General features: G+C 36.2%; 15 protein-coding genes and 1 riboswitch. Of the genes, 14 read left to right on the top strand and 1 reads right to left on the bottom strand.

What is annotated here, in order from left to right:
• Positions 1 to 6 precede the first annotated feature (6 nt).
• The 9 genes from cmk (at position 7) to O3607_RS01145 (ending at position 7832) form a co-directional block, all read left to right on the top strand.
• Entirely contained in the window at positions 7 to 681 is a 675-nt protein-coding gene (gene cmk, locus O3607_RS01105; protein ID WP_024065980.1) for a (d)CMP kinase, read from the top strand.
• A 1-nt stretch (position 682) separates the two neighbouring features.
• Entirely contained in the window at positions 683 to 1303 is a 621-nt protein-coding gene (locus tag O3607_RS01110) for a 1-acyl-sn-glycerol-3-phosphate acyltransferase (protein ID WP_024065979.1), read from the top strand.
• Positions 1294 to 3192 carry a bifunctional 4-hydroxy-3-methylbut-2-enyl diphosphate reductase/30S ribosomal protein S1 gene (locus tag O3607_RS01115; protein ID WP_060924660.1) on the top strand — a complete coding sequence of 633 codons (1899 nt, stop codon included), beginning with the start codon at positions 1294 to 1296 and terminating at the stop codon, positions 3190 to 3192. Before O3607_RS01110 ends, O3607_RS01115 begins: the two co-directional genes overlap by 10 nt.
• A gap of 113 nt (positions 3193 to 3305) precedes the next feature.
• Complete coding sequence (gene der, locus O3607_RS01120; RefSeq protein WP_060924659.1) at positions 3306 to 4640, top strand: ribosome biogenesis GTPase Der; 1335 nt, start codon at positions 3306 to 3308, stop codon at positions 4638 to 4640.
• Positions 4640 to 5236 carry a glycerol-3-phosphate 1-O-acyltransferase PlsY gene (plsY, locus tag O3607_RS01125; protein WP_024066174.1) on the top strand — a complete coding sequence of 199 codons (597 nt, stop codon included), beginning with the start codon at positions 4640 to 4642 and terminating at the stop codon, positions 5234 to 5236. The genes der and plsY overlap by 1 nt, the downstream gene beginning before the upstream one ends.
• Before the next feature lie 3 nt (positions 5237 to 5239).
• Positions 5240 to 6238 (top strand): NAD(P)H-dependent glycerol-3-phosphate dehydrogenase, encoded by a 999-nt coding sequence (locus O3607_RS01130; RefSeq protein WP_227283002.1) that lies wholly within the window; start codon positions 5240 to 5242, stop codon positions 6236 to 6238.
• Between the two features lie 67 nt (positions 6239 to 6305).
• Positions 6306 to 6857, top strand: coding sequence for a 16S rRNA (guanine(966)-N(2))-methyltransferase RsmD (gene rsmD / locus O3607_RS01135; RefSeq protein ID WP_060924657.1), 552 nt, complete (start codon positions 6306 to 6308; stop codon positions 6855 to 6857).
• Between the two features lie 4 nt (positions 6858 to 6861).
• Positions 6862 to 7353, top strand: coding sequence for a pantetheine-phosphate adenylyltransferase (coaD, locus tag O3607_RS01140; RefSeq protein WP_024066177.1), 492 nt, complete (start codon positions 6862 to 6864; stop codon positions 7351 to 7353).
• 11 nt (positions 7354 to 7364) lie between these two features.
• Positions 7365 to 7832, top strand: coding sequence for a hypothetical protein (locus tag O3607_RS01145; RefSeq protein WP_005386756.1), 468 nt, complete (start codon positions 7365 to 7367; stop codon positions 7830 to 7832).
• A 41-nt stretch (positions 7833 to 7873) separates the two neighbouring features.
• On the opposite strand, the gene O3607_RS01150 is transcribed toward O3607_RS01145, so the two are convergent.
• Positions 7874 to 9589, bottom strand: coding sequence for an NFACT family protein (locus tag O3607_RS01150; RefSeq protein ID WP_227720949.1), 1716 nt, complete (start codon positions 9587 to 9589; stop codon positions 7874 to 7876).
• A gap of 127 nt (positions 9590 to 9716) precedes the next feature.
• Between O3607_RS01150 and O3607_RS01155 the strand changes: the two genes are divergently transcribed.
• The 5 genes from O3607_RS01155 to coaBC are packed head-to-tail and all read left to right on the top strand — an operon-like array spanning position 9717 to position 12987.
• Positions 9717 to 10598: a YicC/YloC family endoribonuclease gene (locus tag O3607_RS01155; RefSeq protein WP_227720948.1), complete on the top strand. Its 882-nt coding sequence runs from the start codon at positions 9717 to 9719 to the stop codon at positions 10596 to 10598.
• 14 nt (positions 10599 to 10612) lie between these two features.
• A complete protein-coding gene (gene remA / locus O3607_RS01160; RefSeq protein WP_005386753.1) occupies positions 10613 to 10882 on the top strand; it encodes an extracellular matrix/biofilm regulator RemA in 270 nt (89 codons plus the stop codon).
• 8 nt (positions 10883 to 10890) lie between these two features.
• Positions 10891 to 11520: a guanylate kinase gene (gene gmk, locus O3607_RS01165; protein WP_119206419.1), complete on the top strand. Its 630-nt coding sequence runs from the start codon at positions 10891 to 10893 to the stop codon at positions 11518 to 11520.
• Positions 11521 to 11524: 4 nt separating this feature from the next.
• On the top strand, positions 11525 to 11740 hold the full coding sequence (rpoZ, locus tag O3607_RS01170; protein ID WP_060924653.1) for a DNA-directed RNA polymerase subunit omega: 216 nt from the start codon (positions 11525 to 11527) through the stop codon (positions 11738 to 11740).
• 53 nt (positions 11741 to 11793) lie between these two features.
• Positions 11794 to 12987: a bifunctional phosphopantothenoylcysteine decarboxylase/phosphopantothenate--cysteine ligase CoaBC gene (gene coaBC / locus O3607_RS01175; protein ID WP_227720947.1), complete on the top strand. Its 1194-nt coding sequence runs from the start codon at positions 11794 to 11796 to the stop codon at positions 12985 to 12987.
• A 101-nt stretch (positions 12988 to 13088) separates the two neighbouring features.
• A riboswitch (SAM riboswitch) is annotated at positions 13089 to 13189 on the top strand.
• The last annotated feature ends 16 nt before the right edge of the window (positions 13190 to 13205 follow it).

Raw genomic sequence — 13205 nt, forward strand, 5'->3', positions numbered from 1 at the left:
GTTATTATGAATACTAAAAAAATTGCCATTGCTATTGATGGTCCTGCAGGGGCTGGTAAAAGTAGTATTTCAAAAGTAGTGGCCAATGAATTGGGTTATTTATATATTGATACAGGCGCTATGTATCGAGGTGTAACATGGGCGGTTCTCGATAGCCATGTTAATGTGAACAATCAAAAAGATGTAGAATCATTGCTCCCTTCATTAGATTTAACATTAGAGCCTACTGCAAATGCTTGTAAAGTATTTGTAAAAGGTCAAGACGTGACAGATCTAATTCGACAACAACAAATCAATGAGAATGTATCGACTATTGCTTCTTATAAAGGTGTTCGTGAATACTTAGTTGAACGCCAACAAGCTATGGCTGCTGTTGGTGGTGTTATTTTAGATGGTCGCGATATAGGTTCTGTTGTACTACCAAAGGCTGAGTTGAAGATATATTTAACAGCATCTGTAGATGCACGAGCAAAACGTAGATGGCTTGAAGTTCAAGGTACTTCTAATGAACAATCATTAGAAGACATTAAAAAGAATGTTGAAAGTCGCGATGAAATGGATAAAAATCGCGATGAATCTCCACTGGTGTGCGTTGAGGATGCTATTGTTGTGGATTCTAGTAACATGACGTTTGATGAAACAGTGGAACATATATTACATCTAGTACAGGAGCGAATCTAAGATGAATAAATTTTCTACATGGCTTTGGCGTACTGCCTTTTGGTTGCGCTATAAAGTCGGTTATGGACTAAAGGTATATGGGCGTGATAATTTTCCTATGGAAGGTCCCGTTATTGTTGTACCAAATCATTTGAGTAACAATGATCCGCCTATTTGTGGTTATGCATTACCTAGACATGTACATTTCATGGCGAAACAGGAATTATTTGTGAATCCCATTTCTCGATTTTTCTGTACATGGCTTGGTGCATTTCCACTAAATCGCGGTGCTATCGACAAGGTAGCTATACGTCATGCCTTAGGGTTATTGAAAGACAATAAGGTACTGGGGATATTTGCTGAAGGAAATCGTCAAAAGAGCGGTAAGCTTGGAAGATTTCATGATGGCGCAGCATCAATTGCATTGCGTACAGGCATTGGTATAACACCAGTTGCTATTATTGGATCTCATAATATGAAGAAAAATCAAGTAGCTTGTATTATTGGTAAACAAGTTCCTGTAAATAAAGCTAAACCAACACCTGAAGCAATCAAAGAGGTTAATGAGCGCGTTAAAGGTGAAATTCAACGCATGATAGATTCGTATCATGAAAATCGTATAGAGGAGACTTTATGGAAATAATTTTGGCTGAAAACCATGGCTTTTGTTATGGTGTTAAGCGAGCCGTTGAAATGGCTAATGAAGCTGCCGAGGGTAAGGGTAAAAGTTATACATTAGGTCCTATCATTCATAATCCTCAAGTTGTAGGTCGCCTTGAAAGTAAAGGTGTAAGTCCTATTCAAGAGGTAGCAGATATTGACGAAGGGACAATGATTATTCGATCTCATGGTGTAGGCCCTGCTATTTATGCAGAAGCTGAAGAAAAGGGATTACATATTTTAGATGCTACATGTCCTCATGTAAAAAAAGCGCAACAAGATGCTAAGTCTGTCATAGAAGATGGAATGACTTTGGTGATTTTGGGCGAAAAAAACCATCCTGAGGTAAAAAGTATCAATTTATGGGCAAATAACAAAGGAATAATCATCGAAGATGAAGAATCCGCAAAAAAACTACAAATTGTGGAAAAAATGGGTGTTGTTGTACAAACAACCTTTTCACAATTCAAATTTAACAGTATAATAGAGATATTAGAGAAAAAATCTAAGAATCTTAAGGTTTTCAAAACGATATGCAATGCAACGCAAGAACGACAGAACTCTGCCGTTGACTTAGCACGTAATGTAGATCTTATGATAGTGATAGGCGGTAAGAATAGCGGCAATACAAACCGATTGGCAGAGGTTTGTCGTGACGTTGGATGTACAACTTATCACATTGAAACTTCTACTGAATTACAACTGGAATGGTTTAACCGAGTACAGACGGTAGGAGTTACAGCAGGAGCATCGACTCCCGACTGGATTATTAAGGAGGTCATTGAGACAATGAAAGATTTTGCAGAATTATTAGCAGCAGAAGGTCAAGAAGAATTTAAGAAAGGGAACGTTGTAGAAGGTACAGTAGTTCAAGTTGAAGATGAACGCGCTTATGTATCTTTTGGCTACAAAACTGAAGCCATTTTGAACAGAACTGAAATTTCTTATCCAGCACCAGAATCTGCCAAAGATGTGTTGAAAAATGGTGATGAAATTAAAGCAGTTATCATGAACCACATCAAAGAAGATAATCCTATTTATCTTTCCATGACTCGCTTGGCTAAAGATGAAGATTGGCAATATGTTATCGAAGCACAAGAAAAAGATGAAGCTATCGTATGTAAAGGTATTGATGCTATCCCAGCAGGTTTGGTAGTAACAGTTAAATCCCTTCGTGGTTTCATTCCATTGTCCCAAGGTGATGTTCATTTCGTAAAATCCTTGGACAACTTGGTTGGTACAGAATTCGAAGCTAAAGTACTTGAAATCGACGAAAAGAAAAACCGTTTGGTTCTTTCCCGTCGTGCAGTATTGGAAGTAGAACGTCAAGCTAAATTAGCTGAAGCATTGAAAAACATCAACGTTGGCGACAACTATAAAGGTATTGTTCGTAAAATCATGCCTTATGGTGCTTTCGTAGATATCGGTGGTATTGAAGGTTTACTTCACATTTCCGACATTTCTTGGCAAAAAATCAAAAAAGTGGAAGATGTTCTTTCCGTTGGTCAAGAAATCGAAGTTAAATTACAATCCTTCGACGCTGAAAGCAACAAATTATCCTTGTCCTTAAAAGCTTTGACTAAGAGCCCATGGGACGTAGCTGAAGAAACATTGCATGTTGGCGATGTTATTAACGGCAAAGTTGTTCGTTTGGTAGCTTATGGTGCATTCGTAGCTGTTAACGACGACATTCAAGGTTTACTTCACATTTCTCAAATTACAAAACAACGTAATGCGAAAGTTGAAGACTACTTAAACCGCGGTCAAGAAGTAGAAGTTAAAATCATTTCTCTTAACAAAGACGAAAAGAAATTGGGTTTGGCTTTAACTGAATTGATGGAAGCAAAAGAAACTGCAGAAGACGCTGAATAATTCATTGTCTAATATAAGGCTAACCAAGGTTTCCTTGGTTAGCCTTTTTGCGTACTTTACGTAGAATATGATAAAATATAGTAATGTATTAGATTAGATAATGAGGTGAAACCATGGCAAAACCATTAGTGGCTGTTGTAGGTCGTCCAAATGTAGGGAAATCTACACTTTTTAATGCCATTGTTAATAAACGAATCTCTATTGTTGAAGATATTCCTGGTGTAACACGGGATCGTATTTACTTTGACGCAGAGTGGTTAAATCGTGAATTTACAATGATAGATACAGGTGGTATCGAATTCATAACAGATAATAGTCATGTTATTCCTAAGATGATGCGTTTACAAGCTGAATTAGCAATTGAAGAAGCGGATGTAATATTATTTGTTGTTGATGGTAAACAAGGGATTGTTCCTGCCGATGAAGAAGTTGCAAATATATTACGTGCTAGCGGCAAACCTGTAGTTTTAGTTGTTAATAAAATTGACAGTGTTAATCAAGAACCTAATATTTATGAATTCTATAATCTTGGCTTAGGTGATCCAATTGGTATTTCTGCTAAGAATTTAATGAACTTAGGTGACTTGCTTGACGATACGGTTAAACATTTCCCTCCAGTTGGTACAAATGTTGATGATGAAGATACTATTCACGTAGCAGTTATTGGCCGTCCTAATGTAGGTAAATCTTCTTTGACTAATGCATTATTAGGGCAAGACCGCGTAATCGTATCTGATGTAGCAGGGACAACACGTGATTCTATCGATACATATTGGACTCATGGAGATCAAAAATTTGTCCTTATCGATACTGCAGGCATGCGACGTAAATCTAAAATCGAAGAAGCTGTTGAACGATATAGTATTGTGCGTTCTTTACGCTCTGTAGACCGTTCGGATATTGTTGTTCTTGTGCTTGATGCTCAAGATGGTGTTACAGAACAAGATAAGAAAATTGCTGGTTATGCCTATGAAGCAGGCAAGGGTGTAATTATTGTTGTAAACAAATGGGATCTTGTTGAAAAAGATGATAAAACAACACTGCGCTTTACTGAAGATATTTATGATGAATTAGGGTTCTTACAATTTGCGCCGATTCTATTTGCATCTGCATTGACTAAGCAACGTATTCATCGCTTAGCTGATATGTTGAAATTCGTTTCTGAACAACAGTATCGCCGTGTATCTACAGGTACATTAAATCAATTATTGCAAGATGCTCAAACAGTAAATCCTGTACCATCTCGTAATGGCAGAATTCCAAAGATTTACTATATGACACAAGCAAGTGTTAAACCACCTACATTTATTTTGTTTGTAAATGAACCAGAGTTAATTCACTTCTCGTATATGCGTTTCTTGGAAAATAGATTACGTGAGTCCTTTGGCTTTGAAGGAACACCAATTCGTTTAGTGTTGCGTGGTAAGAAACGGGATGATGAAGACTAATGGATATTATGGTTATCGTATATGCTATATTGGCATATCTTATTGGTTCAATTCCTAGTGGTTTAATTATCGGTAAGACCTTCTTTAATACAGATGTCCGCCAATATGGTTCTAAAAATATAGGTGCCACTAACACATATCGCGTTATAGGTCTCAAAGCTGCATTACCTGTATTTCTCTGTGATGCCTTAAAAGGCGCGGCTGGGGTAGTATTATTATCCTCTTATGGACCTATGTATATGATCTTAGGTGGTATCCTTGCTATGATGGGCCATAACTGGTCTATATTCTTAGGCTTTAAAGGTGGTCGTGGCGTAGCTACAGGACTAGGTGTATTAATTGCTTTGTCACCATTAGTTGCTTTGATTGCCTTCTTGGTATGGGGCGTTATTGTCTATTTCACTAAGCTCGTATCACTAGGATCAATTATAGCTGCCGCTTTGGTACCAATCTTAATGTATTTTACAGGCGAATCTTATTGGTTCGTTGGCTTTGGCGCTTTGGCTGCTTTATTTGTCATTGTTCGCCATTGGGATAATATCAAACGTTTACTTGCAGGTAATGAGTTAAAAGTAGAACGTATCAAAAAGGATTAATATATGAATGTTGTTGTTGTCGGCTCTGGTAGCTGGGGAACTGCTCTTGCTATTAAATCCGTATTAGCTGGAAATACTACAACTTTATATTGTCGTCGCCCAGAATTTGCAGATCAATTAGCTAAAGATCTAGAGAATAAAGAGTATTTACCTGGCGTAACATTACCAAATGAATTAGTATATAGTTCAGATCTTGCTACCTGTATTAAAGGGGCCGATATCATTCTCATGGTTACGCCATCTGTACATGTACGTACTAGTTTAGAGTCTATTAGACCTTATGCTCATAAAGAACAATCGTATATACTTTGTTCAAAAGGTGTAGAGCGTACTACTGGCAAATTGCTGACTACAGTTATGAGAGAGGTTCTAGGAACAGTTGGATGTAATCTCGCTGTTTTATCTGGTCCAAACCATGCGGAAGAAATTGGACGAGATTTACCGGCTGCATCTGTTTTAAGTACAGAAGATCTTGATGTGGCCACGATGTTACAGAAAGCATTATGTAGTCAAAACTTTAGAATTTATGCAAATACCGATATTACTGGTGTTGAGTTAGCGGGGGCTACAAAGAATATTATTGCTCTCGCGGCTGGTATTGTAGACGGTCTAAAGTTAGGGGATAACTGTAAAGCATTACTCTTAACACGTGGGTTGCATGAGATGACCCGCTTTGGTGTAGCCTTAGGAGCACAAAAAGAAACCTATGCTGGCCTTGCTGGTATGGGAGATTTGATTGCCACATGTATGAGTCCCCATGGTCGCAACCGGGCTGCTGGACAACAATTAGCAGATGGAAAGACGATGGACTATATTATTAATCATACGAATATGGTTGTAGAAGGTTTCTTTGCTACTGACATTATTTATAAAATGGCTTGTGAACATCATATTGAAATGCCTATAACAAAGGCTTTATATGAAGTTTTATATGAAGAAAAATCTCCTGCTTTGGCATTAGCAGAATTGATGGGACGAGATATTAAAATTGAAGTATCATAAATAAAAGATACTTTTAATTTGGTTATTTATATACTATAATTAATGAGTATAATCTTGTGAGGGTTGTATGCGAATTATTGGCGGAACTGCAAAGGGACATACTATAAAAGCACCTAAAGGGGTAGATACTAGACCTACACTTGATCGTGTTCGTGAAAGTGTGTTTAATGTATTATCTAATAGAGGTATATTTGGTACTCATGTATTAGATATATTTTCAGGTACAGGTGCAGTAGCTATTGAAGCCTTAAGTCGTGGTGCAGCACATGCAGTAGCGGTAGACTTTAAAACAGGAAAATTGATTTTGGAGAATGCCAAACATTGTCATGTGGAAGATCGGTTAGAAATCATTCCGAGGAAACTTTCACAATTAAAAAATTATATAATGGGACGACAGTTCGATTATATTTTTTCTGATCCACCATATGAAAATGGATTTATACAAGAGACCATAGATATGGTTGTAGACTGTGATTTATTAAAGCCCGAAGGTGTTTTACTACTAGAGCACCATAAGGACGAGGCATTTACCTTGCCTGAATCATGGAAATGTATAAAAGAACAGAAATTTGGTTATACGATGGTTTCCTATTTTGTAAACACTGCTGAAAGGAGCTAAACCTGTGCGTATAGGTGTGTGTCCGGGTAGTTTTGACCCAGTAACAAATGGACATGTTGATATTTTTGAACGAGGCAGTCGATTAGTTGATAAATTAATCATTGCTGTCAGCTCTAACCCAAATAAAAATTCCTTATTTACCATGGAAGAACGGGTTGAGATGATTCAAAATTCTGTCAAACATATTCCTAATGTTGAAATTGATTGTACAGGTGGTCTACTTAACCAGTATGTTAAATCTAAGAATGCCACTATAATCATTCGAGGATTGCGAGCTTTAAGTGACTTTGAATATGAATTTCAACGTGCGTTGTTTGCAAAATATTTGGATGATGATATTGAAACTGTATTTATTATGACAAATAATAAATACTCTTTCGTCAGCTCCACAGGTATTCGTGAACTTGCAAAATTTGGCGGTAAGCTAGATGGTTTAGTTCCGGATGATGTTAAGGAAAAACTTGAAGAACGCTTTAATACGGTCCATAATAAATAGGGGTGAAATGTATGAAAACAGAAAAATTATTAGAAGATTTAGAGGTTCTTATTGAATCTAGCAGCCGTATTCCTATGACTACAAAACGTATGGTTGAGGAAGACGAAATTATGCGTATTATTGATTCTATTCAAGAGTCTTTACCATTGGAACTTGAAGAGTCTCGTCGTATTGTAGCAGATAAAGATAAAGTACTAGCTGATGCTCAACGTCAAGCTGAAACTTTGATTGATCAAGCTAAAGACTACATTGCTAAATTAACTGCTGAAAGTGAACTAGTTAAACAAGCTCAAGAACAAGCTAATCAAATTATCAATGCAGCTAACCAATCCTCTGAGGAATTGAAATCCAGCTCCATTCAATATGCTGGTGATGTTCTTAAATATGTGGAAAATAATTTAGAAAAAACATTGGAAAGCTTACGTCAAAATCGTGAAAGTTTGAAACAAACTGAACAACGTACAGAAGAAAACCAATAATATTATAAGAAAAGAAGCGAAGGATTTCCTTCGCTTCTTTTTTATTCATTATAATTATCAGGCTTTTTAGGCTCAACGATCATTGTTTGATGAGTGCTAAAAATAACAAAACCAAGTGGAGACCCAGGTGGCTTTTTGATATTTTTAATGTATGTATAATCTACAGGTACTTTGCTAGTTTCACGTGCCTTACTAAAGTAGGCTGCGTATTGAGCGACTTTAGATAGAATCATATCATCAGGCTCTACATTAAGTCTTAATATGAGATGGGAACCTTGAATATCTTGTGTATGGAACCAAATATCTGTTGGTTTGGCAAATCGATGAGTCAAATATTCATTTTGTTGATTGTTACGGCCAATAAATATTTCACCTTCATCGATGGTTAAATGAATGTAATTTGATTTACCTAATTTATATGATAATGGCTTCTTCGATTTTTTGATTATGCCTGCATCCATACATTCTTTACGAATTTCTTCTAAGCTTTCACGGGTAGTGGCTAATGAAATACTATATAAAATTGATTTGAGATATTCAAGTTTTGTAGTACTAGCATTAAGTTGATATTCACCACTGACCATACGATTTTTTAATTTAGTATAGAGCTTATAATACCATTGACCGTTTTCTACAATTGTAAGATTTGGCTTTAGAGGAATTGTTAATAATTCTCCATCTTCAGAAAGAAGATTTGGTAATTGGATAGAAGGTTCATATTGAACTTGTAAGTGAGCATTAATCATTAAGATATCACCATATAGTTTATATGTATCCATTTTATTGGTGTCATCTAATTCATCTTTAATCTTTTGATGACGAACTTCTTCTTTTTTTATGGCTGCTGTTAAGATCTTTTCTAGTTCTTTATCTGCAGTGTGAATGGATTTTGTATTATGAATTGATTCTTCTAAGGGTTCTGAAATCGTACTATATTCTTTAAGTACTTTATAATTTTGTAGGATAAAAGTAGCATGTGCTTTTTTATTATTATCATTAATTAAAGTAAGCAAACCATTACTTTCATTGAGCTTAATTTTTAACTCATATAACGCCTTAGCTAAGGCATCAACTTGCGTGGGAATTAAGTCGCTTATGATCTCATTACCGCTAAGATTTGAAGCCAATAATACTTCATCCAACAAAGGTTTACCAAAACCGTTAAAGATGGCACGTATAGATTGTTGTACAGTGCTATCACCGAAGGAGGTAAGTAAATTTTTGATTTCATCATAATCAAAATCCATTAAACTTACACGATTAGCATTAGGTGGTAATTCATAGTGTAGTTTAGGACTTATAGAACGTTCACGATTCATTAAAGGTGATACATGAATTAATGATTCTAGAATAACTCCATCTTGAACAAAGATACAGTTTGAATATTTGCCCATTAGTTCCACATATATAAATGTACTCGTAATAGAACCATCCATTTCAAGCTTATCCGTTTGGATACACATGATTCGGTCACCATTGATTTGTTCAACCTTTACAATACGGCTACCCTCAATATGTTTACGTAAGAACATACATAGTGAACTAGGTTCCTTTGGTAAATCTTGAAGAGGTTTGCTGAGATACATCGCAGGGGTTGCACCAACAGTGATGACTAGGCTTTGATCTTCGTTAAGTGCACGAATTTTAAATAGTAATGTAGTTTTATCTATTTGATATAATTTTTGTATTTGACCTGTTTGTAATCGCTCATTTAATTCTTTAGCGAGAACAGACATGGTAAGTCCGTCTAAATTCATGGTACTCCTTTCAATTCTATTTAGAAGTATAGTTTAGTATAACATAATGTACATATAATTCTTAGTATTTAAACACGGAATGTATAATTCGTGGTACAATAATAAAAACTGCTAAGGAGGATATCATATGAAAAGTATGACCGGTTTTGGTTCTGGTACGGCAACCAAAGATGGCATTACCTGTACGGTAGAAATTAAGACTGTAAATGCACGATTTTTGGATTTATTTATACGTAGTCCAAAGCAAATAAACCCTTTTGAAAGTATTATTCGCGGGTTAGTACAAGATCGGATTACTCGTGGTAAAGTTGAAGTATCTGTTTCTATTCAAGATGCAGGGGAAAGACCTAAAACTTTTACAATAAATAGTGTATTGAGGAAGCAGATACAAGAATTGCTTGTTCGAGAAGAGTTTTATGATGACCCTAAAAAGGTGCCTTTACAAGCGGTCAATTCCATTTCTAATGAATGGATACAACAACAAGATACTCCGATTGCAGAAGATGTGCTTTCAGAAATAGTACAAGAATCTACAAACCAAGCACTGGATGCCTTAATAACAATGCGTACAGTAGAAGGTAAACATATTGAACAAGATTTATTGTCTCGTATCACTACTTTAGAAAATATAATCAAGATTATTGATGAGAATAAAGCCGGCGCTGTAGATGCGTATCGTGAGCATATAAAGGGAAAAATTCAAGAATATTTAGTGTCTTTAGAGGCGAGTATAAGTGAAGATCGTTTTTTGCAGGAAATTGCTTTATTAGCTGATAAGACTGATATTACGGAAGAGATTGTCCGATTTACCTCACATGTGGTACAATTAAAAAACACACTTGCAGATGAGAATTCCATCGGTCGTAAGGTGGATTTTATTTTGCAAGAAATGAATCGTGAAGTGAATACAATTGGTTCCAAAGCTATGGATTCAAGTATTACAGAGTTTGTGGTTCAGCTAAAATGTGAGTTAGAGAAAATTAGAGAACAAGTACAGAATGTAGAGTAATAGGAGGTCCATAAATGAGTATTCAGTTATTGAATATAGGCTTTGGTAATATGGTATCTGCTAACCGTGTTATGGCTATTATTAGTCCCGAATCTGCACCGATAAAACGTATGGTTCAAGATGCGCGTGACAAGGGCCTACTCATTGATGCTACATATGGTCGTAAGACTCGTGCTGTATTAGTTATGGATAGTGGTCAAATTGTATTATCTGCAATTCAACCAGAAACCGTAGCACATCGACTTGTGCAATATGATGTAGACGAAGATACAGTAGAATCATAGGAGTACATATGTCAGACAGAGGATTATTAATCGTTATATCCGGGCCATCTGGCGCAGGTAAAGGTACGATTTGTGCGAATATTCGAAAAGAAATGCCTAATTTAGTATATTCCGTTTCAATGACCACACGGGCACCACGTGTTGGTGAAGTGGAAGGGGTTAATTACTTCTTTCGCTCGAAAGAAGAGTTTGAAACTCTATTAAGTGAAGATGCATTTTTAGAATATGCAAAGGTATATGATAATTACTACGGTACACCGAAGCAACATGTAATGGATTTATTGGATGATGGTAAAAGTGTACTGTTAGAAATTGATATTCAAGGTGCTATGCAAGTTAAAGAACGTTTTAGTGATGCTGTATTTATCTATATAGTACCACCGTCATTAACTGAGTTATCTGAGCGCTTACATAATCGCGGTACAGATGCGAAAGAAGTTATTGATAAACGGTTGTCATTAGCTTGTTCTGAATTGGCATTAGCCCATCGATATGACTATATAGTTGTAAATGATGATCTCGGAGAAGCATCTGAGAAGGTTGCATCTATCTTACGAGCTGAATCCTGTAAGATTAGTCGCAATAAAGAGCAAATTCAATTTATTTATAAACAGTATCAAGAGTCTAAGGAGAAGTGATAGTATGATGGTAAAACCTCCATTGAAAAAATTGGAAAATCAAGTAGATAGTAAATATACTTTGGTAACATTAGCAGCTAAACGTGCTCGTGAACTAACAGATGGCGAACCATGCTTAGCTGAATCTACACATGCAACTGACAAGCCTGTTTCCTTGGCATTTTATGAAATTGCCGAAGGTGAAGTGACTTATAAACGCACTAAAGAAGGCATTAAATAAGAACAACAATTCCTTGTATCGTTGATACAAGGAATTTTTAAAAGGAGAAGAAAATGCGAGGAAAACATATCATTGTCGCTGTATCTGCAGGTATTGCTGCGTATAAGGCAATTGAAGTAGTGAGCAGGCTTCGTAAAAAAGGTGCTGAAGTAAAGGTTGTTATGACTCAAAATTCCACTCATATAGCTTCACCTCTTACATTTGGTGAAATTAGTGGACATCCTGTAGCTATCGACATGTTTGAACAAGTACATCAATGGGATGTGGAGCATATTGCATTAGCTAAATGGGCAGATGCATATGTGGTTGTTCCAGCTACGGCAAATGTAATTGGTAAAATATATGCCGGTATTGCAGATGATATGCTAACAACAACAATAATGGCTACTAAGGCTCCAAAATATCTTTGTCCTGCTATGAATACAGAAATGTATAACAATCCGATTACTCAACGTAATTTGGAAGGTTTACGTTCTCTTGGCTACCATATTATGGAACCTGCGGAAGGATGGCTTGCTTGTGGGGTTACCGGTGTTGGGCGTTTACCAGAGCCTGAAGCTATTGTAGATTGGCTTGAATCACAGATGTGCAAATCTAATGAACTTGAAGGTATTACAGTGCTTGTTACAGCCGGTGGTACACAAGAGAATATCGATCCTGTTCGTTATATTGGTAATCGGTCTAGTGGAAAGATGGGGTATGCTATTGCTGAGCAAGCAGCCCGGATGGGGGCTAACGTTATTTTGATCAGTGCACCCACATCTTTAGCCGTACCTAGTGGAGTAGATTTTGTTCCTGTTGACTCTGCTTTATCTATGCAAAATGCTGTTGAATCTCGATATGGCGAGGTAGATGTGGTTATCATGGCGGCAGCAGTATCTGATTTTAGAGTCCTTCACAAGGCAGAACAAAAAATAAAGAAAATGGAGTCCATGACATTAGAACTTGTTAAAAATCCAGATATACTACAAGGTTTAGGTGCTAAAAAGAAACATCAAATTCTTGTAGGTTTTGCAGCGGAAACTGAGCATGTTATTAAATACGGTCAAGATAAAGTAATTAGAAAAAACTTAGATATGCTTGTAGCAAATGATGTTAGTAAATCTAATGCAGGTTTTAATGTAGATACGAATGAAGGATACTTCTTATATCCTCATAAAGATCCTAAAGAAATGCCGAATATGAAAAAATCTGAATTGGCCCATAATATTATGAAAGAAGTTGTGGAATTGGTAAAAAATAAATAACACGATACATGAGAGAATCTTATGTTTGTAGTTTGTAATTGATAGAAAGATATGTAATAATGACTTGCTTTATCAATGTAAATACACTATAATATTTCTGTAACTCATCAAGAGTAGTGGAGGGATAGGCCCTATGAAGCTACAGCAACCATTCCAAGAGGAAAAGGTGCTAATTCCTATGACAAATGTCGTTAGATGGGAGGGTCTCTCATGAGTAC

Origin of the sequence: Veillonella sp. 20925_1_51 (assembly GCF_041431445.1) — a bacterium.
GTDB lineage: Bacteria > Bacillota > Negativicutes > Veillonellales > Veillonellaceae > Veillonella > Veillonella nakazawae.